Annotated in this window: 23 protein-coding genes; 6 read left to right on the forward strand and 17 right to left on the reverse strand. The window is 71.9% G+C overall.

Annotated features, from left to right (window positions below; translation table 11 throughout):
- Positions 1–13: 13 nt before the first annotated feature.
- Positions 14–799 (forward strand): FkbM family methyltransferase, encoded by a 786-nt coding sequence (locus tag ABD875_RS06440; protein WP_345172389.1) that lies wholly within the window; start codon positions 14–16, stop codon positions 797–799.
- Between the two features lie 4 nt (positions 800–803).
- Here the strand turns inward: ABD875_RS06440 and ABD875_RS06445 are convergent, their stop codons facing one another.
- The 3 genes from ABD875_RS06445 to ABD875_RS06455 form a co-directional block, all read right to left on the reverse strand.
- Positions 804–1,880: a branched-chain amino acid aminotransferase gene (locus tag ABD875_RS06445; protein WP_345172391.1), complete on the reverse strand. Its 1,077-nt coding sequence runs from the start codon at positions 1,878–1,880 to the stop codon at positions 804–806.
- Between the two features lie 90 nt (positions 1,881–1,970).
- The gene (locus tag ABD875_RS06450; protein ID WP_345172394.1) at positions 1,971–3,059 is read right to left on the reverse strand and encodes a 3-isopropylmalate dehydrogenase; all 1,089 of its coding nucleotides are present in this window, start codon (positions 3,057–3,059) and stop codon (positions 1,971–1,973) included.
- Between the two features lie 10 nt (positions 3,060–3,069).
- Complete coding sequence (locus tag ABD875_RS06455) at positions 3,070–3,207, reverse strand: hypothetical protein (RefSeq protein WP_345172396.1); 138 nt, start codon at positions 3,205–3,207, stop codon at positions 3,070–3,072.
- 389 nt (positions 3,208–3,596) lie between these two features.
- On the opposite strand from ABD875_RS06455, the gene ABD875_RS06460 reads away from it, so the two are divergent.
- Complete coding sequence (locus tag ABD875_RS06460) at positions 3,597–4,166, forward strand: O-methyltransferase (protein ID WP_345172398.1); 570 nt, start codon at positions 3,597–3,599, stop codon at positions 4,164–4,166.
- A gap of 138 nt (positions 4,167–4,304) precedes the next feature.
- Here the strand turns inward: ABD875_RS06460 and ABD875_RS06465 are convergent, their stop codons facing one another.
- From ABD875_RS06465 to ABD875_RS06510, 10 genes are read right to left on the reverse strand one after another with little or no spacing between them, the layout of a single operon-like run.
- The gene (locus ABD875_RS06465; RefSeq protein WP_345172400.1) at positions 4,305–4,985 is read right to left on the reverse strand and encodes a double zinc ribbon and FHA domain-containing protein; all 681 of its coding nucleotides are present in this window, start codon (positions 4,983–4,985) and stop codon (positions 4,305–4,307) included.
- Positions 4,982–6,259 carry a vWA domain-containing protein gene (locus ABD875_RS06470; protein ID WP_345172402.1) on the reverse strand — a complete coding sequence of 426 codons (1,278 nt, stop codon included), beginning with the start codon at positions 6,257–6,259 and terminating at the stop codon, positions 4,982–4,984. The genes ABD875_RS06465 and ABD875_RS06470 overlap by 4 nt, the downstream gene beginning before the upstream one ends.
- On the reverse strand, positions 6,259–7,347 hold the full coding sequence (locus ABD875_RS06475) for a protein phosphatase 2C domain-containing protein (protein ID WP_345172404.1): 1,089 nt from the start codon (positions 7,345–7,347) through the stop codon (positions 6,259–6,261). Before ABD875_RS06475 ends, ABD875_RS06470 begins: the two co-directional genes overlap by 1 nt.
- The gene (locus tag ABD875_RS06480) at positions 7,344–9,671 is read right to left on the reverse strand and encodes a serine/threonine-protein kinase (RefSeq protein WP_345172406.1); all 2,328 of its coding nucleotides are present in this window, start codon (positions 9,669–9,671) and stop codon (positions 7,344–7,346) included. Before ABD875_RS06480 ends, ABD875_RS06475 begins: the two co-directional genes overlap by 4 nt.
- On the reverse strand, positions 9,668–10,774 hold the full coding sequence (locus tag ABD875_RS06485; protein WP_345172408.1) for a hypothetical protein: 1,107 nt from the start codon (positions 10,772–10,774) through the stop codon (positions 9,668–9,670). Before ABD875_RS06485 ends, ABD875_RS06480 begins: the two co-directional genes overlap by 4 nt.
- The gene (locus tag ABD875_RS06490; protein ID WP_345172410.1) at positions 10,771–11,697 is read right to left on the reverse strand and encodes a glutamate ABC transporter substrate-binding protein; all 927 of its coding nucleotides are present in this window, start codon (positions 11,695–11,697) and stop codon (positions 10,771–10,773) included. Before ABD875_RS06490 ends, ABD875_RS06485 begins: the two co-directional genes overlap by 4 nt.
- Complete coding sequence (locus tag ABD875_RS06495) at positions 11,694–12,914, reverse strand: hypothetical protein (protein WP_345172412.1); 1,221 nt, start codon at positions 12,912–12,914, stop codon at positions 11,694–11,696. The genes ABD875_RS06490 and ABD875_RS06495 overlap by 4 nt, the downstream gene beginning before the upstream one ends.
- Positions 12,911–14,185: an AAA family ATPase gene (locus tag ABD875_RS06500; RefSeq protein WP_345172413.1), complete on the reverse strand. Its 1,275-nt coding sequence runs from the start codon at positions 14,183–14,185 to the stop codon at positions 12,911–12,913. The genes ABD875_RS06495 and ABD875_RS06500 overlap by 4 nt, the downstream gene beginning before the upstream one ends.
- A complete protein-coding gene (locus tag ABD875_RS06505; RefSeq protein ID WP_345172415.1) occupies positions 14,182–14,688 on the reverse strand; it encodes a hypothetical protein in 507 nt (168 codons plus the stop codon). Before ABD875_RS06505 ends, ABD875_RS06500 begins: the two co-directional genes overlap by 4 nt.
- A 1-nt stretch (position 14,689) precedes the next feature.
- Positions 14,690–15,940, reverse strand: a complete 1,251-nt coding sequence (locus ABD875_RS06510) for a toxic anion resistance protein (protein ID WP_345172417.1) — start codon at positions 15,938–15,940, stop codon at positions 14,690–14,692.
- A gap of 71 nt (positions 15,941–16,011) precedes the next feature.
- Between ABD875_RS06510 and ABD875_RS06515 the strand changes: the two genes are divergently transcribed.
- A complete protein-coding gene (locus ABD875_RS06515) occupies positions 16,012–16,314 on the forward strand; it encodes a hypothetical protein (protein WP_345172419.1) in 303 nt (100 codons plus the stop codon).
- Positions 16,315–16,404: 90 nt separating this feature from the next.
- Positions 16,405–16,923 carry a M15 family metallopeptidase gene (locus tag ABD875_RS06520; RefSeq protein WP_345172421.1) on the forward strand — a complete coding sequence of 173 codons (519 nt, stop codon included), beginning with the start codon at positions 16,405–16,407 and terminating at the stop codon, positions 16,921–16,923.
- A gap of 58 nt (positions 16,924–16,981) precedes the next feature.
- On the opposite strand, the gene ABD875_RS06525 is transcribed toward ABD875_RS06520, so the two are convergent.
- The gene (locus ABD875_RS06525) at positions 16,982–18,079 is read right to left on the reverse strand and encodes an NAD(P)H-binding protein (protein WP_345172423.1); all 1,098 of its coding nucleotides are present in this window, start codon (positions 18,077–18,079) and stop codon (positions 16,982–16,984) included.
- Positions 18,080–18,098: 19 nt separating this feature from the next.
- Positions 18,099–18,752 (reverse strand): membrane protein YczE, encoded by a 654-nt coding sequence (yczE, locus tag ABD875_RS06530; RefSeq protein WP_345172426.1) that lies wholly within the window; start codon positions 18,750–18,752, stop codon positions 18,099–18,101.
- Positions 18,753–18,814: 62 nt separating this feature from the next.
- On the opposite strand from yczE, the gene yczR reads away from it, so the two are divergent.
- Positions 18,815–20,245: a MocR-like transcription factor YczR gene (gene yczR / locus ABD875_RS06535; protein ID WP_345172428.1), complete on the forward strand. Its 1,431-nt coding sequence runs from the start codon at positions 18,815–18,817 to the stop codon at positions 20,243–20,245.
- 56 nt (positions 20,246–20,301) lie between these two features.
- On the opposite strand, the gene ABD875_RS06540 is transcribed toward yczR, so the two are convergent.
- Positions 20,302–20,505 (reverse strand): cold-shock protein, encoded by a 204-nt coding sequence (locus ABD875_RS06540; RefSeq protein ID WP_179665248.1) that lies wholly within the window; start codon positions 20,503–20,505, stop codon positions 20,302–20,304.
- 212 nt (positions 20,506–20,717) lie between these two features.
- On the reverse strand, positions 20,718–21,440 hold the full coding sequence (locus ABD875_RS06545; RefSeq protein ID WP_345172433.1) for an SDR family NAD(P)-dependent oxidoreductase: 723 nt from the start codon (positions 21,438–21,440) through the stop codon (positions 20,718–20,720).
- Between the two features lie 101 nt (positions 21,441–21,541).
- Here ABD875_RS06545 and ABD875_RS06550 point away from each other — a divergent pair, with 101 nt between their 5' ends.
- A complete protein-coding gene (locus tag ABD875_RS06550; RefSeq protein WP_345172435.1) occupies positions 21,542–22,387 on the forward strand; it encodes a LysR family transcriptional regulator in 846 nt (281 codons plus the stop codon).
- Positions 22,388–22,435: the final 48 nt, after the last annotated feature.

The raw sequence follows: 22,435 nt of genomic DNA on the forward strand, positions 1-22,435 counted from the left end.
TCGGAGGCCAGCAGTGGATGACGCCGGATACCTGTACTTCCGCAACCTGTTCGGGGAGTACGCCGCCGACTTCCGGCGCGACCCGCTCCGGAAGCGGGTGCACGACCTCTTCCTCGAGCTCTGCCTGCGGCTCGAGCCCACGATCGGGCTGGAGATCGGTGCCCACGAGGCGTCGTTCAGCCAGTGGCTCAAGGCGGCGTCGCCGTCGACGCGGTGCCTGGCGTTCGAGGCGAACCCGCACGTCGCGGAGAAGTACCGCGACCGGGTGCTTGCGACCGGCGTCGAGTACCGCCATCTCGCGGTGGGACCGACCAACGGCCCCGCCCAGCTGGTGATCCCGACCAGCGTCCGGCACAAGGAGCGGCGGCTCACCAACCGGATGGCCAGCCTCAGCCTGCACACCGAGTCCGACAGCGCCGAGACGGTCGAGGTGGAGTCGGTCCGGCTCGACGACTTCCTGACGCTCGACGCCGACGACCGGCTGGTCGCCTGGGTGGACGTGGAGGGCGCGACCGAGGTCGTGCTCGGCAGCGGCCCCGAGGTGCTGCGCCGTACGTCGCTGCTCTACATCGAGGTCGAGCGCGAGGCGAAGTGGCACGACCAGTGGCTCGACGTGGACGTCGCCCGGCACCTGGCCGGACTCGGCTTCACGCCGATCGCGCGCGACGCCCAGCGCCCGCACCAGTACAACGTGGTCTTCGCGGCGCCCGACCTGGCGACCGACCCCGAGGTCGCCCGCCTGGTCGCCGACGTCTACCGGGTGAAGCGGAACGCGAAGAGGGGCACGAAGGGACGCTGAGCCCTCAGACGATGCGGTGCATCCAGCCGAACGTGTCCTCGGCGCGGCCGTACTGGATGTCCACCAGGGCCTGCCGGACCTGCGTGGTGACCTCGCCGCCCTCGGACGCGCCGGGCACCTCGCCGCCGGCCCACTTCAGCGAGCCGACCGGGGTGACGACCGCGGCGGTACCGCACGCGAAGATCTCGGTGATCCGGCCGCTGGTGACGCCGTCGCGCCACTCGTCGATGGAGAACTTCCGCTCCTCGACCTGGTGACCGAGCTTGCCGGCGAGCTCGATGATCGAGGAGCGGGTGATGCCCTCGAGGATCGTGCCGGTCGCGGGGGTGACGATGTGCCCGTCGTCGTAGACGAAGTACATGTTCATCCCGCCGAGCTCCTCGACGTACCTGCCCTCCTGGCCGTCGAGGAAGACGACCTGGTCGCAGCCGTGGGCGGTGGCCTCCTGCTGCGCGACGAGCGACGACGCGTAGTTGCCGCCGGTCTTGGCCGCGCCCATGCCGCCGCGGCCGGCCCGGGTGTACTCCTCGGTCAGCCACAGCGACACCGGCTTGATGCCGCCCTTGAAGTAGGCGCCGGCCGGGCTGGCGATCACCATGAACGTCACGTGCTGCGACGGCCGGACGCCGAGGAACGCCTCGGAGCCGAACATGAACGGCCGCAGGTAGAGGCTCTTCTCCCCCGCCGCGTCCGGGACCCAGCGCTGGTCGATCTTCACGAGCTCGTCGACGGCCTGGATGAAGTCGGGGACCTCGAGCACGGGCAGCGCGAGGCGGTGGCTGGAGCGCACCATCCGCCCGGCGTTCTCCTCGGGCCGGAACGACCAGATCGAGCCGTCCTCGTGGCGGTAGGCCTTCATGCCCTCGAAGATCTCCTGCGCGTAGTGCAGGACCGAGGTGGCCGGGTCGAGGGTCAGCGGGCCGTACGGCTCGATGCGGGCGGCGTGCCAGCCGGCGTCCGGGGTCCACTCGACCGTGAACATGTGGTCGGTGAAGTGCTGGCCGAAGCCGGGGTTCGCGAGGATCTCCGCGAGGCGGGCGTCGTCGACGGGCGTGGTCGACGCAGTGGTGCTGATCTCCATGGGTGACAACTTAGTAGGCCTTCCAGGTAAATGCCGACGGCCGGGCGCACCAAAGGTGGCCCGGCCGTCCGTGCGAATGGACGAGGGGCGTCAGCCGGCTACTCGGGCGGCGATCGCGTCGCCGACCTCGGAGGTACGGCGACCGCCCGTGGGCCCACTGCCCGCGGGGCGCTCGGCGATGTCGGCGACGGCCGCGGCCTCGATGGAGGCGGCGGCGTCGGCGAAGCCGAGGTGGTCGAGGAGCAGCGCCGCCGAGAGGATCGCGGCGGTCGGGTCGGCCTTCTGCTGGCCCGCGATGTCGGGCGCGGATCCGTGGACCGGCTCGAACATGGAGGGCGCGGTCCGGTCGGGGTTGACGTTGCCGGACGCGGCCAGGCCGATGCCGCCGGTGATGGCGGCGGCGAGGTCGGTGATGATGTCGCCGAAGAGGTTGTCGGTGACGATCACGTCGAAGCGCGACGGGTCCGTGGTCATGAAGATGGTCGCGGCGTCGATGTGCAGGTAGTCGGTGGTCACGTCGGGGTACTCCGCGCCCACCTCCTGGAAGAGGCGCCACCAGACCGAGCCCGCGTGCACGAGAACGTTGGTCTTGTGGACCAGCGTGAGCTTCTTGCGCGGGCGGCGCTGGGCGCGGGCGAACGCGTCACGCACGACCCGCTCGACGCCGAACGCGGTGTTCACCGAGACCTCGGTCGCGATCTCGTGCGGCGTACCGACGCGCAGCGCACCGCCGTTGCCGGTGTACGGCCCCTCGGTGCCCTCACGGACGACCACGAAGTCGACCTCGCCCGGGCTGGCCAACGGGCCGGGGACGCCGGGGAAGATCCGCGACGGGCGGAGGTTCACGTAGTGGTCGAGCGCGAAGCGCATCTTGAGCAGCAGCCCACGCTCGAGGATGCCCGGGGGCAGGTTCGGGTCGTTGGGCTTGCCGCCCACGGCGCCGAGGAGGATGGCGTCGTGCTGACGGATCTCGTCGAGCACGGAGTCAGGGAGCACCTCGCCGGTCGCGAGGTACCGCTCGGCCCCGAGGTCGTAGCGGGTCTGCTCGAACTTCACGCCGGCCGGCGAGGCGACCTCGAGCACCTTGAGGGCCTCGGCGGTCACCTCCTGCCCGATGCCGTCGCCGGGGATGACGGCGAGCTTGATCGTGCCGGTGGATGCGAACGAGTCAGTGGTCATGGGCCGAACGCTAGTTGTCGTCCGGGCGCTGGCCGCCGTTGTCCCGCAGGTCGAGAGACGCCTGCAGGGCGGCAGTCACGTTCTCGTGGCTGCGCGGGTTGTCCGGGTGGTGCTGGGCGGGTCCCCAGTCGGGGTACATGTCGTACATCGGTCTGCTCTTCCTGTCTGGTGTCGGTTCCGGATGGTGCGGTCATCGGTATTGATCGGCCCGATACACCTGAAACGAAGACACCACGGACGAAAGTCAGTCCGGGCTCGTGGATCGCACGAGGGGAGCTAGAACCATGCAGACGGCGGATCGCGCGGAGTGCTGGCGACCTCGCCGGGGCGTCTTCGATGCAGATGTATCGAGAAGCCCATGCAACGCCGAACTCCGCGGCGAGGTGGCCTCTCTCAGGCCCCGCCGCGGCGCTCAATAAGTACGAAGACGCTCCGCATGGTGCGATTACCGTACGGTAGCGATCGCGCCGATGGGCGCAGTTTCCACGGAGTGTTCGACATGCGAGACGGTTGATCCGAAATGCAAGACTCCCTCGCATGAGTGCTCCCCCGGACCTTCCCGACGTCGTCGCGCGCGCGTTCGACGTGTCCCGCAAGGCCGGGTACGTCTCGTTCTGCCGCAACGAGACCGGTCGGCTGCTGGCCGCGCTGGCCGCGACCCGCGAAGGCACGATGGCGGAGTTCGGCACCGGCTGCGGCGTGGGTACGGCGTGGCTGCGATCCGGCGTCCGCGGCCCCGACACCAAGATCGTCACCGCCGAGCTCAACGCGAAGCTCGCCGACGCCGCCGCCGAGATCTTCGTGGACGACGAGCAGGTCGAGGTCCTCTCGGCGGACTGGTCGACGCTGCTCGACAAGGGCCCGTTCTCGCTGCTGTTCCTCGACTCCGGGGAGCCGAGCGAGGTCGGCGTCGACTCCGTCGCCGACCTGGTCGAGCCCGGCGGCATCGTGGTGCTCGACGACTTCACGCCCTGCGAGGTCTGGCCGCCGATCGCCTACGGCCGCGTCGACACCCTGCGCGAGCAGTGGCTCACCGACGAGCGGTTCACGTCCGTCGAGGTGATGGTCGCCCCCGACGCGAGCGCCTTGATCGCCACCAAGCGGTAGGTCACCGGGCGTCGTCGCAGGTTCACCATGGTGCCCTGGTGAACCAGCACTTCCCATGGTGTGCACGCCCTGGGAAGTGCAGGTTCGGCTACATACCGTGGTGAACCGGCAGCAGCGACACCAGCCGGCTCGGCGAGCTCACTCCCCCTCGGCGGCCCGGCGCACGACGATGCGGGTCCAGGCGCCGACGTAGATCCGGTCGTCGTCGGAGACCTCCTGCTTCTGCCCGACCGGCACCGGCGTGGACGGCAGGGCGCCGACGTTGCCGCCGACGTACGTGCCGTTCGACGAGCCGAGGTCCTCGACCCACCAGCGGGTGCCGTCGGTGGTGAGCTGGGCGTGCCGGCGGCTGATCCCGTTGTCGGACGAGAGGTCGATGTCGGGGGTGATGTTGCGGCTGCGTGAGGCGCGGCCGATCAGGATCGAGGTGTTCTCGAGGCGTACGACGCGCGGCAGCCCCGGTGACGGGAGCGGGTCGGTCGACTCCTGGTCGGCGTACCAGTCCGGGTCGATCCAGATCTCGGCCACCCAGCGCTCGGTGAGCGGCGGCGACGGGTTCGCGGAGGCCGCGGGCTCGGCCGGGGCGGCGCTCGCGGGCGGGGTCAGCGGCCGCGGCATCGAGCCGGTGGTGAAGTCGTAGCCGCAGGCCTCGCAGAAGAGCGCGTTCGGCGGGTTGGCCGCCGAGCAGTTCGGGCAGCTGCTGGTGTCCACCGGAGCGTCGGCGGGGGCAGCGGCAGCAGCAGGGGCTCCCATCGCGAGGCCGCAGACGTCGCAGTAGTCGGTGGCGGTCGACTCGTGACCGGCGGGGCAGGTGCTCACTTCTTGATCCGGGTGGTCTTGGTGGACGCCGTGTCGAGGGCCATCTCGTCGGCCTTGTTCACCGCAGCCTTGAGCCGGACGGTGCCTTCCTTCTCGTCGTCGATGTCGACGACCTTGCGCAGCTTGGACGTCGCCTCGTCGTTGCCGGTCTCGGCGGCCAGCTGGACGGCGCGGCCGAGCTTGGTCGTGGCGGTCGCGGTGTCGCCCGCGGCCTTGGCGGCCAGGCCTTCCTGGATCATCGCGGCGAGCTCGGTCTGGCCGGTGTAGTGCGCGACCTGCGGGTCGATCTTGGCCGTCTGCTCGGAGTTGTTGGACCAGGTCGCCTTGACCAGCCCCTGCGCGACGACGTTCTCCCCGATCGCGAGCTGGACGCGGGCCGCGAGCTGCTCCTGCCCGATCGCCTTCGCCGCGACCCGGACGCCCACGTGGTAGTCGCGGGACTCGTCGGCCCAGGCACCGGTCGGGTAGGCGCCGGTGAGCGCGTTGACCTCGACCCGGCGTCCGGTGAGGTCGTCGACCGACGGCGCGACCTGGCGGACGAACAGGATCTGCGCGCCCTGCGGGGTCCACACCCGCAGCTGCGCGTCGGCGACGCCGCGCGCCATCGAGTTGCGCATCATCTCCTGGAACTGCGCCTGCATCTGCGCCGGCTCCGGGATGATGTCGACGGTCCCGAGCAGCGCCTGCGAGATCCGGCGGAGCTCCTCGACCTGCCAGTCGGTGCCGGCGCCGCGGCAGTCGCACTGGAAGTAGCCGGTGGCCCGGCCGATCGCCTCGGTGAGGGCGCCCTCGGACTCGCGGTTCTCGCCGTCGGTCAGCAGGATCGCGTGCCGCTGGGTCACCTCGGGCACGGACGCGAACACCGAGCCGGCCAGGTCCAGCCAGGTGCTCATCGCCGTACCGCCCGAGCCGTGGAACCCCTCGATCGCCTGGCTGGCGAACTCCCGCGCGCGTGCGTCCATCGGCACCATGGCCGGGCCGGAGCGGACCTGCGGGAAGACCAGCTGGGCGCGGTTCGAGCCGGAGATCACCGCGACGTACGTGCCGTCGACGATCTCGGCGAGCGCGGCCTGCGCCGCCCGCTTCGCGGCCGCCATCGTCTCCGGACCCATCGACCCCGACGTGTCCACGATGATGATCTCGCCCGCCGAGCCCGCCCCGGTCTGACCCGCGGTGCCGGCACCGGAGCAGGTCACGGTGACGATCGCGTTGACGTCCGTGCCCCCGTCCGGGAGGAACTCGTTCTGGTAGACGGTGGCGCTGAACTCAGCCATCAGGCTCCTCCTGCGGTCGCGGGTTCGCTGGCATTCTGCTCTACGCGGGCAACGGCCGCGGTGATGTTGTCGCGCCCGCCCTGGGCGTTCGCGAAGGCCACCAGGGCGAGGGCGAGGTCGAGCGGTACGGCGGTGCCGGCGGCCGCGACCTGGGCCGCGAGGGCGTCCGGCTCGGACGCGTAGTTCCACAGCCCGTCGGAGCACGCGACGAGCCAGCCGGGGCCGGTGAGCTCGACCTGACCGGTGCGCGGCGTGACGTCGGGGGCGTCGCGGCCGAGCCACTTCGTGATCGCGTGCGCGTCCTTGGACGTCTCCGCGACCGCCCGCGGGACGCCGGCCTCGATCTGCTGCTGCGCCGCGGAGTCGTCGACGGTGAGCTGGACGGCCGGTCCGCCGTCGGGCAGCCAGTACACCCGGGAGTCGCCGATGTTGGCGTAGGCCAGCAGGCTCCCCTCCAGCACGGCGACCGCGAACGTCGCGGACGCGGGGTTGGTCGACGCCGGGTCCGTGGCGGCGACGACGGCGTCGTTGGCGGCGGTGGCTGCCTCGGCGAGCACCTTGGTGATCGCGCCGGTGCGGCTGGCCGGCGTACCCATGCCCTGCGGGAACGGCGTCGCGAGCACGTCGCGCGCGGCCTTGGCGCCGGCGAGCGAGGCGACGTCGGAGTCGATGGAGTTCGAGACCCCGTCGAGCACGACCAGCACCGCGCGTCCCTCAGACGCGAGCAGCGCCATCGCGTCCTCGTTGCGGTGGTGGACGATGCCGCGGTCGCAGACGCCCGCGACCCACGACGCCGGGGTCTCGCGGAAGTGGTCGCGCTCGGTCGGCGCCTTGGCCCCGCACGTCTCGCAGTAGCCGTCCGGTCCCACCGCTCCCCCGCACGACAGGCAGGGGCGCGGGCCTGCCACGACGTCGGAGTCGGCGACCTTGCGGTGCGTGGGTGCGCTGATCGGGCTCAGGTCGTCGACCGCGGTGGGCGCAACCGGAGCGGCCGGCGGGTTACCGCCGAGCGGCTTGCCGCAGCTCTCGCAGAACTTCGCGCCGACGGCGACGACGGCGCCGCAGGACGGGCAGGTGGCGTCGGTCATGTCAGCGTCCAGCTCCTGACGGCGTTCGCCTGGTTGACCAGGCTGACCCGGTCCTCGCGCAACGGCGCCTCGCGAGCGAGCGTGCGGAACGCCTTCTCCAGCCCGTCGCGGATCCCGTCCTCGGTCGCGGGGTAGCTGCCGATGGTGCCGCCCGGCGTGCCGGTCGCCACCGCCTCGAGCGCCTCCGACAGGATCCGCACCGTGTAGAGCTGGCGTGCGGTCGCGTCCATCGACACCGACTCGATCGAGCGCATCGCCTGGTCGAGCACGGCCAGGTCGGCGCTCCCGCCGGCGAGGAGGACCTCGGCGCGCAGCTGCCGGCTCTCGGGGTAGCCGCGGCTGGTCGACGGCACCATGTCGAGCGCGGCGACCGCGCCCTGGGTGTCCGAGCGCTGGGCGCGCACGCGGGCCATGCCGAACGCCGCGGGCGCGACGTACGTCGCGTCGGTCGCGGCGCACGTGCCGTACAGGCCCTCGGCGACGTCCGGGAGACCGCCCTTCTCGCACGCGATCGCCAGCGCGAGCTTGGGCGCGAGCTCGCCGGGCACCTGCTGGTAGACCGCGTTGAACGCCGACTGCGCCGACGCCCAGTCCTCCTCCTGCATGGCGGCGAGCCCGTCCATCCACAGCGCCCGCCAGTCCCACGGGTCCTGGGCGAGCAGCTCGTCGGCGAACGCGTGCGCACGCTTCGGGTCCCCCAGCTCGAGCGCCGCGTGCGCGCGGGCCAGCAGCACCTCGGCGGTCGAGTCGGCCGCGGCCGCGAGGTCCTCGAGCCGCCGGGCCGGGTCGTCGCTGCCGATGGTGGACAGCCAGGCGTGCTGGGGGTCGGTGGTGTCGGGGCGCAGCGCGGGCAGGTCGTCCCAGTGCAGCACCGAGGCCGAGGCCGACGGCGACTCGAACAGCACCGACGCCGCCGAGGTGAGCGCCGTGCCGGCGGTGCGCGCGGCGACGACCTCGCGCAGGACGCCGAGCAGCTGGCCGCGCAGCTCGTCGGCCGACGCGAACCGGTCGGCCGGGTCGGGTGCGCAGCACTTGGCGATCAGCTGGTACAGCGAGTCGTGCTGGGCGAACAGCGGCGTGGACTCCGGCGGGGGCAGCGTGTGCAGGTAGGTGCCCTGGTAGCCGCGGAACTCCATGCACAGCACGACGAGGGTGCGCCCGATCGTGTAGATGTCGCTGGCCACGCTGGGGCCGACGTGCGCGACCTCGGGCGCCTGGTACCCGACGGTGCCGTAGATCGCCGACTCCTGGTCGTCGATGCGGCGGACGCCGCCGAGGTCGATCACCTTGACCGCGTCGCCGACCTGAATCAGGTTGTCCGGCTTGAAGTCGCAGTAGACCAGGCCGAGGTCGTGGAGGTACTGGAACGCCGGCAGCACCTCGAGGATGAACGCCAGGGCCTGGTCGACCGGCAGCGGGTCGTAGGCGCCGTTGTTGGCGGCCATCCGGGCCTTGAGGATCTGCTTCAGCGACTTGCCGCCGACGTACTCCATGACGATGTAGCCGGCGCCCTCGTGGGTCACGAAGTTGTAGATCTCGACGATCAGCGGGTGCTCGACCTGGGCGAGGAAGCGCTGCTCGGCGATCGCCGCCGCGAGCGCGTCCGGGTCGCCGGAGTTCAGCAGGCCCTTGAGCACGACCCAGCGGTCGGAGACGTTGCGGTCCTTGGCGAGGTAGATCCAGCCGAGACCACCGTGCGCGATCGCCCCCGCCACCTCGTACTGGTTGCCCACGACGTCGCCGGGCTGCAGCTTCGGCGTGAACGAGAACTCCTGTCCGCACTGCGGGCAGAAGCCCTCGGTCCGGCCGGGCTTGCCGTCGATGCTGCGGCCGATCGCGTTGCCACACTTGGAACAGGTGCGCTTGTCCTCGGGCACCCGCGGATCTGGGTTGATCGCCTTGCTCGCGTCCACCGGCGGCGCGGGAGGCACGACCGTGAGCCCGGCGCCGAGGCGGGCGGCGCGGACCCGCTGCGAGCCGGTGCGGGTGCGGTGGGTCGACGTGGATCCGGTCGAGCTGGCGAGCCTCGACCCGATCGCGGCCGACTGCATCTTGCTGGCGGACGCGGTCGCGACGGACACACCGCCCGAGAGTGGCTGGGCTTCGTGGGCGACCGACGGCGCGGCCGCGGCGGGCGAGCCGCAGACGTCGCAGTACCCGTCGAGGATCTTGCCGGTGCAGCCCGGCTGGGTGCAGGCCGAGCCGTCGGACGCGGCCGGCGCAGGCGCGGCGGCCGCAGCGCTCCCGGGCTGGGCGGCCATGCCGCACACGTCGCAGTAGCCGTCGGCGATGGTTCCGCTGCAGCCGGGCTGGGTGCACCTCATGCGGACTCCTTCGAGTGGTCGAGCTGGCTGAGCCACGTCTGGTACGTGCTCACCAGCTGGCGGCACACGGCCATCGGCGCCGGCTCGCGGTCGAGCACCTCACGCGCCCGGCGCTCGCTGTCGGCGAGGTCGGGCCGGTCGGCGACACCCAGCGAGCGCGCCTTGGTGACGTACGCGTCGAGCAGCTCCACGAGCTGGGTGTGCTCGGCGAGCGCGCCGGCGTACTCCTGCTCCGCCAGGGTGAGCGCGGCCGCGACCCGCTGCAGCTTCTGGACGTACGCCGCCAGCGCGTCGGGGGTGTTCGGGATCGGGCCGAGCGCGTCGACGTCGGGCACCGCGTAGCGCGGTGACGGGTCGACGGTGCGGACGCACGTCTCGGCGAGCACGTGCAGCGCCGCGGCCCGCGCGGCCAGGTCGGCGCGCAGCTCGCGCGCGTCCTCGAGCTGGTCGCGCGCCTCGCGGCGCCGGGCGTTGCCGACGATCAGGTCGCGCTCGAAGGTGGACGCGTCCGCCTCGAGCGGGCCGAGCAGCCCACCGACGTCGGCGCCGCGCGAGGCGCGTTCGGCGACCTCGGCCAGCCGCTGCAGCAGCCCGGCGAGCCGCTCGACCGGCTCGTCCCGGGCGATCGCGGGCTCGAGGGCGACCTGGTCGCGGACCCGCTCGAGCTGGGCGCGCAGCTCCTTGATCCGGGCGGCCGCGGCATCCGCGCCGGGCATCAGCGACAGGGTCGCGCGCAGCTGAGCCGCCAGCGCATCCGACAGCCGGCAGGCCTCGGGCACGGACACGGCGCCGGTCGTACCGTCCAGGCGGCCCCAGGCCAGCGTGGTGATCCGGGCCCGCTCCGCCTCCCCCACCCGGCCGCCGTCCCACGTCGCCCACATCAGCTGCCAGCGGTCGGAGACCGCCTTCCAGAGCGAGAGGGCCAGCGCCATGTCGGCGGCGACCTCGTCGCCGCGGCCGGCCGCCAGCGCGGCGGCGTCCAGCTCGTCCAGCTCGAGCTTGCGGGCGCGCACCCACGCGTCCAGGTCGTTCAGGTAGCCCTGGAGCACGATCGGCTCGGGCGCGGAGCCGAGCGCGCCGGGAGGCGTGGGGGCAGCCGTCATCGGCCGTAGACCGGTTGCGGCTGGGTGGCGGGCGCCTTCAGCGAGGGCTGCAGCCACTTCTTGTACGACGCCTGCCACGACCCGTCGGCCCGCATGTCCTCGAGCACGCCGTTGATGAGCTGGACGAGGTCGACGTCGTCCTCGTTGACGCCGATGCCGTACGGCTCGTCCGTCAGGGCCTCGCCCGTGAGCACCTCGGCGTACGGGTCCTGCGCGGCCAGGCCGGCGAGCACGGTGTCGTCTCCGGTGATCGCGTCGGCCTCGCCGTTCTGGAACTTCAGCAGGCAGCCGGTGTGGTTGCCCGCGGTCACCGGGATCGCGTCGGGCGCGATCTGCTGGATGTTGTCGAGGCTGGTCGTGCCGGACGGCGCGCAGACGCGCTTGCCGGACAGGTCGGCGACGCTGCGGATGCCGGAGTCCTGGGCGACCAGGACCTTCTGGCCGGAGCGGAAGTACTCGGCGGAGAAGGCGATGTCCTTCCACCGCGAGCAGTTGATCGTCATGTTGCGGGCGACGATGTCGAGCTCGCTGCTCTGCAGCAGCGGGATCCGGTCGGCCGCGGAGATCACCCGCAGCTGCACGTGACCCTGCGCGGTGCCGAAGATCGCGGCTGCGATCGCGTTCACCATGTCGATGTCGAAGCCCTCGATCTGCCCGGTGAACGGATTGCGCGAGCCGAGCAGGTAGCTGTCGGCCGACACCCCTGCGCGCAGGAACCCACGCTCGCGGATCTCGGCGATGGTGGGGCCGTTGGTCACGCCCGCAGGCGCGTACGACCGGGTCGGGTCGCCGGTGTCGTCACAGGGCGGGGCCGGCGTGACCTTCGCGGGTTCCGGCGTGACTGCGGCCGGGACCTCGGTGTCGGAGTAACCGCACCCGGCGAGCAGGGCGAACGTCGCGACGGCGAGAACGAGGCGTCTCATGCGTACTCCCTCCGTCGCAGGCCGATCCCCCAGGTCGCGGCGCCGGCGGCGGCGATCCCGATCGCCAGCGTGAAGAACGCGAGGACCAGGATCCCGGTGTTGCCGCTGCGCAGCGCGTCGGTCGTCTCGAAGCCGGCGTCCGCGATGACCTCCTGCGAGCGGGAGTCGAACGCGTCGAGCGTGGTGTCCGTCGTCGACAGCTTCACGGCCTGGTCGTACTGACCCTCGGTGTCGAGCCGGACGACGTCGTCGTGGACCGCGACGTAGTCGGCCCAGAACGGCAGCGTCTCGCTCGAGGCGTTGTCCTCCACGGTCTGCGAGGCGACCACCCACTTGTCCTCGTAGACCTGGCCGGATCCGCGCGAGATCAGCCGCAGGCTCTCGTTGGCCTTCGCGTCGTTGGCGGCGGTACGGGCGGTCGACTCGCGGTACGACGTGGCGTAGCTGCCGTCCTCGAGGTCGTTGTTGTTGCCGGCCTGGACCGCGGCTACGAAGAAGCCGACGACGGTGAGGACTCCCACGGCGATGAACGCGGCCGCGAGCCCGACGTTGATGCGCCGCCGGAAGCGGCTCGCGATCTGGCGGTTGACCCAGTACAGGACGCCGAGAGCGGCCAGCCCGGGCAGCAGGATGAGGTACGGGTGCTGGGCGCCGAGCTCGTCCTCGGCACGCTCGGCGTTCGCGGCCACGAGCGCCTGCGCGATCGGGATCGCCGAGCCCTCGACCGCGGTGTTGCGCAGCCCGGTCGAGGCGGTGCGGAGGTACTCCGCGCCCACCGGGAAGCCCTGGCGGTTGTTGGCCCGCGCCTGGGCGATCGTCGCGTTGTAGTCCGTGACAGCTGTGTTGAGCGCCGCGAGCGCGTCGCGGTCGGCCGGCTGGGCCTCGGCCGCCTCGGCGATCTGCCGGGTGACCGTCTCGATCGCCTCGTCGTACTCCGCGCGCTGCTCGGGCGGCTCGAGACCGCCGGTGAGGAACGCCGTCGTCGCGAGCGCGTCGGCGCGAAACAGCGTCGACTGGATGTTCTGCACCCGCACCAGCTGCTCGGTGTTGTTCGCGGCCTGGCGGTTCGCGTTCCACGACAGCGCCTGGATGCCGGCGGTCAGCGCGGCGAAGACCAGGCACGCCAGGACGGCGAACAGCTGCCAGCGGCTGAGCAGGCCGGGGACGTCCTCGGTGCGCTTCTCCGCCTTCGCGGGAGGCGCCTGGGTCACCGTCATGATGGCTCCTCTGCGACCGGGGCGAGGTCCTCGGCGAGGATCGTGCGCAGCTGCTCGACCGTCGGCGACCCGACGTCGCGCAGCCGCCACGCGTGGGCGCCGATCGCGGCTTCGAGGAGGTTGCGCACGTACCGAGCATTGCCGAAGGTCGGCCCGCGCGTCACCGTCCCGAGGATCTCGCGCAGCCGGTCGACCACGGTCTCGGCGACGTCGTACTCGGCCGCGGCGGCCATCACCCGGAAGATCTCGGCGAGCTCGTCGTCGGTGTAGTCCGCGAAGTCGATGGTGGTGCGGAAGCGGCTCTCGAGCCCGGGGTTCTGCGCGATGAACACCGCCATCGGGAGCGGGTACCCGGCCACGATCACCACCAGGTCGTCGCGCTTGTCCTCCATCTCCTTGACCAGGGTGTCGATCGCCTCGGTGCCGTACTGGTCGCCCGCCAGCGCGTAGGCCTCGTCGATGAACAGCACCCCGCCCTCGGCGGACTTCACGACCTCGGCGGTCTTCATCGCGGTCTGGCCGAGGTAGCCCGCGACCAGCTCGGAGCGGTCGACCTCGACGAGCTGGCCCTTCGAGAGCAGCCCGAGCGCGCGGTAGATGCCCGCGACCAGCCGCGCCACCGTGGTCTTCCCGGTGCCGGGGTTGCCGTTGAAGATCATGTGCCGCGTGATCGTCGGTGCCTTCAGCCCGGCCTCGGCGCGCAGGCCCTCGACGCGCAGGACCGCGGCCTGGCGGTGGATCTCCGCCTTCACCTCCGTCAGCCCGACCAGCGCGTCGAGCTCGGCGAGCAGCTCCTCGACCGTCTTCGGCTCCGGCTCCGGCTCCGCCTCCGGCTGCTCCGCCGGCGGCGCGGCCGCCTGCTGTACCGGCTCTCGCGGCGAGGCGAGCGGCGCCTCCATCAGCTGCGCCGAGGCGGCGGTCGCGGCGTTCCCGACCGCGCGAGGGTTGACCTCCCCGAGCTCGCTGCCCGCGAGCGCGACGTCCGCGAGCGCCTTGGCGTACGCCGCCGCGTGCGCCGAGCCTGCGAGCGCGAGCGCGCTCATCGTCGGGGTCGGCGCCGAGCGGTAGCGACGGCCCTTCGACGCGGCCGCCATGAAGTCCTCGGCGCTGCGTCCTCCACCGGTCAGCTCGACCCAGTCGACGTACGCGCCCTTGGCCGGCTCGGCCACGGTCGCAGCCAGCCGCTCCCCCTCGACCCGCGCCTCCCCGGGGTCGACGCCGGCCGCGGTGGCGGCGTCCTCGAGCGCCTTCAGCGCGTCGCGCAGGTTCATGGCGTCGGTCCCAACGTGAGGTCGGGCCCGGAGGGCGGGCCGAACTTGGCCTGCAGGAACATCCCGTGCGCGATCAGGGCCTGCGCGTCGGCACGGTTGGCCGCATCGAGGATCTTGTCCATGGTCGCGGCCAGCAGCTCGAGCTGGTCGACGAGCACCATCAGCGAGGTCTTGTAGCCGTCGATCGGCCGGGTGTCGGCCCACTCCCGCGGGAGCCGCAGGTAGCCCCCGACCGCCTCCGGGAGGTAGTCGGTGGCGGTCGCCATCACGGAGTAGCTCTCGATCGTGCCGACGCCGAGGTGGCGCAGCTGCGGCAGCGTGTCGCGGATCGTGCGCGCGATGCGTTGCACCCGAGAGGTGATGACCGGCGGGGCGTTGCCCTCGGCGAGCATGGCGTTGACCCGGTTGAGCGCAGCCAGGATGTCCTGCTCGGTCGGCGCGGGCGGGACGGCCGCCGCCTGCTCCTCACCGCGTCGGCGCCCCAGCCACGACTTCAGGCCCACGTCAGCTGGTCGGCAGCGTGGAGAGGTCGAGGGTCCCGGCCGCGTTGCGCGCGTCGTGCGCCTGCACCCGGTCGAGGTAGGCCCTGGACTTGTCGACCTCGGTCTCGAGGACCCCGATCGTCTGGGACATGGTGTCCAGCGCCTTGATCTTGAACTCGTCGATGGAGTCCATGGTCGCGTAGATGTTGGCGAACGCCGCCTGCAGCTGCTCGATGCCGATGCTCGACGAGGCCGCCTGCTCCTGGATCTGCGCGGAGTTGTCCTTGAGCATCTCCGAGGTCCGCTCGATCATCCCGGAGGTCGTGGTGTTGAGCGCCGAGATCTGGTCGAGGACGAGCTTCTGGTTGCCCAGCGCCTGCGCCACGATGACCGCCGTGCGCAGCGCGGAGATGGTGGTCGTCGACGCCCGGTCGACGCCCTTGATGAGCTCGATGTTGTTCTTGATGATGATGTCGATCGCGAGGTAGCTCTGGATCGAGACCGCGAGCTGGGTCAGCAGGTCCTGGTGCTTCTGGCGGACGTAGAACAGCACGTCCTGCGACAGCGTCCTCGCCGCATCGGGGTCGGTGAGCTCGAGCTCGGCGATCTTGGCCGACAGCTTCGTGTCGAGCTGCTCGGCGACGTAGACGTACTGGTTGAGCCGGCCCATCGACGCCCAGAGGTTCGTCTTCTCGAGGTTGAGCGCGACGTTGTCCTTGGTGAGCTCGTCCTGGCCGTTGCGCAGGCTGTGCAGGATGCCGTTGAGCTGGCTCTGCGCGGACTGGTACTTGCGGAAGTAGTCGGTGACCTTGTCGCCGAAGGGCAGCAGGTCCAGCCAGCGCTTGGCGCCGGCGGCCTGGCTCGGGTCGAGGTCCTCGACGGTGCGCCGCAGCTCGAGCAACGTCTTGCCGACCGCGGAGCCCTCGGAGATGCCGCCGTCCTTGAGCGCCTTCACCGGCTGCTGGAGCATCCGGTTCGACGTCTCGGCGGCCCGGCGGATGTCGTCGTCACCCATGGTCCGCACGCTCTCCGCCTGCTGCGCGAACTCCGGGCTCCCCACGGCCGTGCTGCCCAACGCGGACATGAAGCCCTCGACCTTGGCGTCGAGCTCCGGCAGCACGGCGGACGGCACCTGCGGCGCCATCTTCGGCGCCTGGGTCGCGACCACCGGTGCCGGCGCCGCGGGCGCGACGAGGGTCAGTGACGCGTCGGGCGGGGCGAGCGGCGCGACCGCGGCCGCACTCGCATCGGACTCTCCGGCTGGCGTGGTCATGGCATCCTCCGAGCGACGTTCGGCCCCTGCGAGCCAGAGTCTTGCAGACCATCGAGAACTACGCTGCCCACATGACGCCCGACGAGGTCGGCCGGTACGCCGAGTCGCTGCCGGAGGTGAAGCGCAAGGGCACCGAGGCGCGCCCGGCGTGGTACGTCCGCGACCGCCTGGTCGCCCGTCTCGACGACGCGCGGACGGTGGTCATCCGGGTGCCGCTCGAGAAGCGGGAGTCGCTGCTGGAGAGCCACCCCGGCAGCTTCGGCGTCCCGCCGCGCATGGAGTCGCACCACAAGGTCGAGGCCTACCTCGACGAGGCCGACCCCGCCGCGGTGCGCGCGGCGATCGACCTGGCGTGGGAGATGCAGCGGTACTGATCCACGGGGAGGACGAGCGCTGTCCTCAGGTCCCGCGACCCGGCACCTGCGACGGAGGTGCGCACCCGCCGGCGTTGACACCGTGGTGAGGTGCCCACGAACCTCCGCCTTCCTGCCGCCCTCCTCGCCGTCGTCCTGGTGACCGCGGCCTGCGGGAGCGACGACACCCTCGGGGCCGGCGGCCAGCCGCTGTTCCGCCCCGCCGTGCACCTGCCGCAGGGACAGGCGGCGGTCAACCGGGTCGACCCCGACCTCCGCGCCGCGTTCCTCGACGCGAAGGACGCCGCCCGCGCCGACGGCGTGACGCTGGTGGTCAACAGCGGATGGCGCAGCCCGGCGCACCAGCAACGGCTCTTCGACGAGGCGGTCCAGAAGTACGGGAGCGAGGAGGAGGCGAGCCGGTACGTCGCCACCCCGGACGAGTCCGCGCACGTCACCGGCGACGCCCTCGACATCGGCCCGCCCGAGAGCGCGGCGTGGCTGGGCGAGCACGGCTCGGCGTACGGCTTGTGCCAGATGTTCGCCAACGAGCCCTGGCACTTCGAGCTGGCCACCTCTCCCGGCGGCACGTGTCCCGAGATGCTGCCGGACAGCAGCTACCGCGGCTAGGGGCCGAAATCGCAACAGCCCCGGAGGATCGCCCCGGGGCCGCTGCTCCATCTCACCCTCAGATGTCGGTGGGCATCACGTTCGTGCCGGAGCGCATCCGCTCGCGGTAGCTCCCGGTCGGGAACTCGCGGTCGACGAGCTTCTCCATGAAGCCCTTCAGCGTGCGGGTGCCGTAGGCCGGCGCGACGTGGTCGACGACCGACCAGTACTTGGCGGCCTCGAGGTAGAACACGACCGGCTTGAGCTGCTTGGTCAGCTTGCTGAGCCGGGCCAGACGCTTGATCTTCTTGTCCCAGCTGGCCATCGTGACGACCTCCCACTGGGGCTCCTTGCCGGTGAGCTCGAACATGAACTCGCCGGCGCCCTTGAGCGTCACGGTGTTGTCGGCGCTCCACGGGCCGCCGACCGGCAGGATCCGGCCGATCGCGTCGTCGTTGAGCACCTGGTTGACGATGAACTCCGCCAGGTCCTCGCGCGCGATCGGGTTCACGACGTTCCACTCGCCGTGGTCGTAGATGCGGTAGGCGAGGCCGTTCTTGACGTCGCCGAACGCGACCGAGAGGTACGGGAAGTACGCCGTGGGCCGGATGATCGTCCACGGGACGTAGCCGTGGTGCTGGCCGATGAGCTCGCCCTCGACCTGGATCTTGTAGACCTGCGGGATCAGCTCGGGTCGGTAGACGCCGTAGTCGCTGATGTGGATGAACTGCTTCACGTCGTTCGCGACGGCGGCCTTGATGCCGTGCACGACGGCCTCGTGGTCGACCTGGCGGCAGTCCTCGGCGTCGTTGGGCTTGCGGCCCGACAGCAGCGAGATCACGACGGCGGTCGGTGCGGCGGCGACCGCGGCGGCCACGTCGGCGGCCTTCGTGGCGTCGCCGACGATGACCTCGGCGTCGGCGTACTCCGCCTCGTTCTTCACCTCCGCGCTGCGCGACAGCACCGCGGGCCGGTAGCCGCGGCGGGCGAGCTCGGGGACCAGCGCCCGGCCGATGTACCCGGTGCCACCGAGGACGAGCACGCGCTCGCCGTTCCCGGTGCCCGTCGGGCCGGTGACGTAGGTGCTCGACTCGGTGCTCAGGACCCGCTGGAGCAGCTCGTGGCTGTGCCGCTGGGCGGCGTCCTTGTCGAGGTCGGTGATGGTGCTGTAGGCCATGTGTACATCATATACACATTCACTCCTCGAGCCGCACGACCCAGGCCGGGAGCATCAGCTGAGCGAGCGGACCGATGGCCAGCGCGTACAGGACGGTGCCGAGCCCGAGCGTCCCGCCGAGCAGCAGGCCGATGACCACGACGGTCACCTCGAGGGCGGTGCGCACCAGGCGGAGCGAGAGGCCGGTACGCCGCGCGAGCCCGGTCATCAGCCCGTCGCGGGGGCCGCGGCCGAGCTGGGCGCCGATGTACATCGCGGTCGCCAGGCCGCACAGCACGATGCCGCCGACCATCAGCGCGACCCGGACGGCCAGGCCGTCGGGCCGGTCCATCAGCGCGAGCGTGGCGTCGGCGGAGAAGCCGACGACGATCGCGTTGGAGATCGTGCCGAGACCGGGCTTCTCGCGCAGCGGGATCCAGAGCAGCAGCACGACGAAGCTCATGACCACGACCACCTCACCGATCGTGAGCGGGACGTACTCGGTCAGGCCGGAGTGCAGCACGTCCCACGGTGCCAGGCCGAGGTCGCCGCGGATCATCAGCGCGAGCGAGACGCCGTACGCCACCAGGCCGACGTACAGCTGCGGGAGCCGGCGGCCGAGCCGCCCGGCGCGCACCTGCGCGATCGGGCCGAGGTCGGCGAGCATGGGGGGCGCGGTGGCGATCGTGGACACGGTCCGATTCTGGCGGCCGATTGGCCTTCTCTGAAATAGCCAATCGTGCGAGAGTGGCCTGCATGTCGCGCACCATCTCCGCCACCCGAGTGGCCACCCTGGTCGACGGGTTCGACCGGTCCCCGGCGTACGCCGGTCTCGCCGACGCGCTCACGCTGCTGATCGGCGACGGGCGGATCGGGCTCGGCACGCGGTTGCCCAGCGAGCGCGAGCTCACCGAGGCGCTCGGGGTCTCGCGGACCACGGTGACGCGGGCCTACGCGGCGCTGCGCGAGACCGGGTACGCCGAGGCGCGACAGGGCGCCGGCACGTTCACGCGGGTGCCGGGCGGCCGGACCCGAGCACACGACCGGGCGCTGCTCCCCCGGCCCGGCGACTCCGACGCGATCGACCTCAACTGCGCGGCGCCGTCCGCCCCACCCGGGCTGGCGCAGGCGTACGCCGCCGCCGCCGGGGACCTGCCGGCGTACCTCGGCGGGCACGGGTACTTCCCGGCCGGGCTGCCCGAGCTCCAGGCCGCGATCGCCGCGTCCTACGCCGAGCGCGGGCTGCCGACCTCGCCCGACCAGATCATGGTCACGCCCGGCGCGCTGACCGCGGGCGCGATCGTGGCTCAAGCGTTCACCTCGCCAGGCGACCGGGTGCTGGTGGAGTCTCCGACGTACCCGAACGCGACCGACGCACTGCGGCACGCCGGCGCTCGGCTGGTCCCGTCCGCGGTCGACCCCGAGGGCTGGGACCTCGACGCGGTCGCGGCGACGCTGCGCCAGACGTCACCCAAGCTCGCGTACCTGATCCCCGACTTCCAGAACCCGACCGGCCACCTGATGACCGACGCGCAGCGCGAGGAGTACGCCGGCCACCTCCGGCGCACCCGCACCGTGCCGGTCGTCGACGAGGCGCACCAGTCGCTGGCGCTCGACGGCCAGCAGATGCCGCGGCCGTTCGCGGCGTTCGCCCCCGACACGATCACGATCGGGTCGTCGAGCAAGTCCCACTGGGGTGGCCTGCGCCTCGGCTGGATCCGCGCGCCGCGCGAGCGCATGGAGCGCCTCACCCAGGCGCGGGTCTCGCTCGACCTCGGCGCGCCGGTGTTCGAGCAGCTCGTGCTGACGCACCTGCTGGCCGACGACTCGATCCTCCCGGCGAACCGGCTCCGGCTCCGCGAGCAGCGCGACGCGCTCGCCACCGCGGTGGCCGAGCTCCTCCCGGAGTGGACGTTCCACCTGCCGACCGGCGGCCTCGCGCTGTGGTGCCGGCTGCCCGGCACCTACGGCACCGCGCTGGTCACCGAGGCCGAACGGCACGGCGTGATCATCGCCCCCGGACCGGTCTTCGCCGCCGAGGGCGGCCTGGACTCCTACGTCCGCATCCCCTGGACCCGCCCGGCCGACGAGCTCACCGAGGCCGCGCGGCGGGTCGCCGAGGCCTGGGGCGTCGTCCGGTCCCGCCCCACGGGTCCGGCCCGCGCCAGCCGGGTGATGGTGGCCTGACACCACACGCACGAAGGGCCCCGACCGCGTGCGCGGTCGGGGCCCTTCGAGGTGAATCAGGAGACGCGGACGTTCTCCGCCTGCGGGCCCTTGGGGCCCTGGGTGAGGTCGAACTCGACCTTCTGGTTCTCGTCGAGCGACTTGTAGCCACCGGACTGGATCGCGGAGAAGTGGACGAACACGTCCTCGCCGCCGCCATCCTGCGCGATGAAGCCGAAGCCCTTGTCAGCGTTGAACCACTTGACGGTGCCCTGAGCCATGATGTTTTCCCTTGTTTCGTTCGGGGCGAGGTGCCTCCGAACCGCTGAAGACATCCACGTGTACTGATGTCCAGCGAACCGAAACCAGGAGTACTAGATACAAGCCCCACCATCGGGTGCGGCCAGGACGACGGTGGCGTCATCCCTTCAACAGGACCACCGTACGCCATCGGGCGGATTCTCGGCTCTTCGCCGACGTCAGCCGCGTGACGTCACCACGGCTGGATGCCGGAGTCGTCGCGGAACGTGCCCGACGGGCCGCCGTCCGGAAGGGTCGCCAGCTCGAGGAAGATCGCCGCACCCTGCTCCGGCGTACGGAACCCCTGGAAGTTGTTGAGGTCCGTCGCGACGTAGCCGGGGCACCCGAGGTTGACGAGGATGCCGGTGCCGGCGAGCTCCTTGGCGTACTGGATGGTGACCGCGTTGAGGAACGACTTGCTCGGCGAGTACGCCGCCGAGATCGGGCCGACCGCGTCGGCCTGCGCGGTCTGCAGGGTGAGCGAGCCGACCGTGCTCGAGACGTTGACGATCCGCGGCGAGGAGGAACGTCGGAGCATCGGGAGCATCGCGTTGGTGACCCGGATGACCCCGACCACGTTGGTGTTCACGACCTCGAGGACCTGCTCGGCGCTGACCTTCGTCGGCTCCTGCGGCGCACCGCCGGTGATGGCGGCGTTGTTGACGAGGACGTCGAGACCGCCCTCCGCCTCGAGCTGGGCGGCGGCGGCCGCGACGCTCGCGTCGTCGGCGACGTCGAGCCGGACGCCGAAGACGTCGTGGCCGTCGGCCTGCAGCTTCGCCACGGCCTCCTCGCGGCGGGTGGTGTCTCGGGCGCCGACGCCGACGCGGAACCCCAGACGGGACAGGCCGGCGGCGATCTCGTAGCCGATGCCCTTGTTGGCCCCGGTGACCAGGGCGATCTTCTTCTCAGTCATGCCACGATCGTGTGCTCGCCGGTGCATCGCGTTCCAAGACCGATCGGGTCAGGCCTGATACCGCGGCGGTATGACACCAGGTCAGGGGTACCGTCGGCCGGGTGGAGACCCGTGAGCTGCGCTACTTCGTCGCCGTCGCCGAGGAGTCGCACATCGGCCGGGCGGCCGAGCGGCTCGGGATCGCCCAGCCACCGTTGTCGCGCGCGATCGCGCAGCTCGAGCGGAGGCTCGGCGCGGAGCTGTTCGTGCGGACGCCGCGGGGCGTGACGCTCACCAGCGCCGGCGAGACGCTGCTCAGTGAGGGGCGCGCCGCGCTGGCTGCGATCGAGGCGGCCGAGCGGCGCACCCGCCGTACGGTCGCGAACGCCGGCCGGGCCTCGGTCGTGCTCACCGCCAAGGCGGGCGCGTCCAGCGAGCTGATGGCCAAGCTGCTCGACGCGTACGCCGCCGAGCCCGACGCCGTCGATGTCGAGGTGGTGCTGAGCCCGCCCGGCCACCAGGCGCCGATGCTGCGCGACGGGCGGGCCGACGTCGCGATCCTGCACCGACCGTTCGACGACCTGAGCGGCTTCGACACGGACCCGCTCAACGTCGAGGGTCAGGTGCTGGTCCTGCCCGCCGGCCATCCCCTGAGCACCCGGAGCTCGATCACCCTCGCCGAGGCGACCTCGATCCCCGACCTGCCGCTGCCGCGCTGGCCCCGGCTCGACGGCAGCTACCCGGACGGACCTGGGCCCGAGCTGCGCGACCAGACGCAGGTGCTGCAGCTGGTGCGGCTCGGCCGGACGGCGATCGTGCTGCCGGAGTCGGCCCAGGCGAACCTCCACTCCGAGCTGACCGTCGTACCGGTGTCCGACGCGCCGCAGGTCACCACCGTCATCGCCTGGCCGCCGCACAGCACGTCGCCCGGCGTGGCTGGGCTGGTGCGCACGGCGGCGCGCCTGTGAGCCGGCTCGGCGACGCCGCCGTCGGCGAGCGGTGAGGAGCCCGTGAAC

The sequence above is a fragment of the Nocardioides caricicola genome (assembly GCF_039541135.1).
GTDB lineage: Bacteria > Actinomycetota > Actinomycetes > Propionibacteriales > Nocardioidaceae > Nocardioides > Nocardioides caricicola.

Excerpts from the sequence above, each read along its gene's own strand:
- ABD875_RS06445 (WP_345172391.1), bottom strand. The coding sequence starts at position 1,880 with ATGGAGATCAGCACCACTGCGTCGACCACGCCCGTCGACGACGCCCGC.
- ABD875_RS06450 (WP_345172394.1), bottom strand. The coding sequence starts at position 3,059 with ATGACCACTGACTCGTTCGCATCCACCGGCACGATCAAGCTCGCCGTC.
- ABD875_RS06455 (WP_345172396.1), bottom strand. The coding sequence starts at position 3,207 with ATGTACGACATGTACCCCGACTGGGGACCCGCCCAGCACCACCCGGAC.
- ABD875_RS06460 (WP_345172398.1), top strand. The coding sequence starts at position 3,597 with ATGAGTGCTCCCCCGGACCTTCCCGACGTCGTCGCGCGCGCGTTCGAC.
- ABD875_RS06470 (WP_345172402.1), bottom strand. The coding sequence starts at position 6,259 with ATGGCTGAGTTCAGCGCCACCGTCTACCAGAACGAGTTCCTCCCGGAC.
- ABD875_RS06475 (WP_345172404.1), bottom strand. The coding sequence starts at position 7,347 with ATGACCGACGCCACCTGCCCGTCCTGCGGCGCCGTCGTCGCCGTCGGC.
- ABD875_RS06480 (WP_345172406.1), bottom strand. The coding sequence starts at position 9,671 with ATGAGGTGCACCCAGCCCGGCTGCAGCGGAACCATCGCCGACGGCTAC.
- ABD875_RS06485 (WP_345172408.1), bottom strand. The coding sequence starts at position 10,774 with ATGACGGCTGCCCCCACGCCTCCCGGCGCGCTCGGCTCCGCGCCCGAG.
- ABD875_RS06490 (WP_345172410.1), bottom strand. The coding sequence starts at position 11,697 with ATGAGACGCCTCGTTCTCGCCGTCGCGACGTTCGCCCTGCTCGCCGGG.
- ABD875_RS06495 (WP_345172412.1), bottom strand. The coding sequence starts at position 12,914 with ATGACGGTGACCCAGGCGCCTCCCGCGAAGGCGGAGAAGCGCACCGAG.
- ABD875_RS06500 (WP_345172413.1), bottom strand. The coding sequence starts at position 14,185 with ATGAACCTGCGCGACGCGCTGAAGGCGCTCGAGGACGCCGCCACCGCG.
- ABD875_RS06510 (WP_345172417.1), bottom strand. The coding sequence starts at position 15,940 with ATGACCACGCCAGCCGGAGAGTCCGATGCGAGTGCGGCCGCGGTCGCG.
- ABD875_RS06515 (WP_345172419.1), top strand. The coding sequence starts at position 16,012 with ATGACGCCCGACGAGGTCGGCCGGTACGCCGAGTCGCTGCCGGAGGTG.
- ABD875_RS06525 (WP_345172423.1), bottom strand. The coding sequence starts at position 18,079 with ATGGCCTACAGCACCATCACCGACCTCGACAAGGACGCCGCCCAGCGG.
- yczR (WP_345172428.1), top strand. The coding sequence starts at position 18,815 with ATGTCGCGCACCATCTCCGCCACCCGAGTGGCCACCCTGGTCGACGGG.
- ABD875_RS06540 (WP_179665248.1), bottom strand. The coding sequence starts at position 20,505 with ATGGCTCAGGGCACCGTCAAGTGGTTCAACGCTGACAAGGGCTTCGGC.
- ABD875_RS06545 (WP_345172433.1), bottom strand. The coding sequence starts at position 21,440 with ATGACTGAGAAGAAGATCGCCCTGGTCACCGGGGCCAACAAGGGCATC.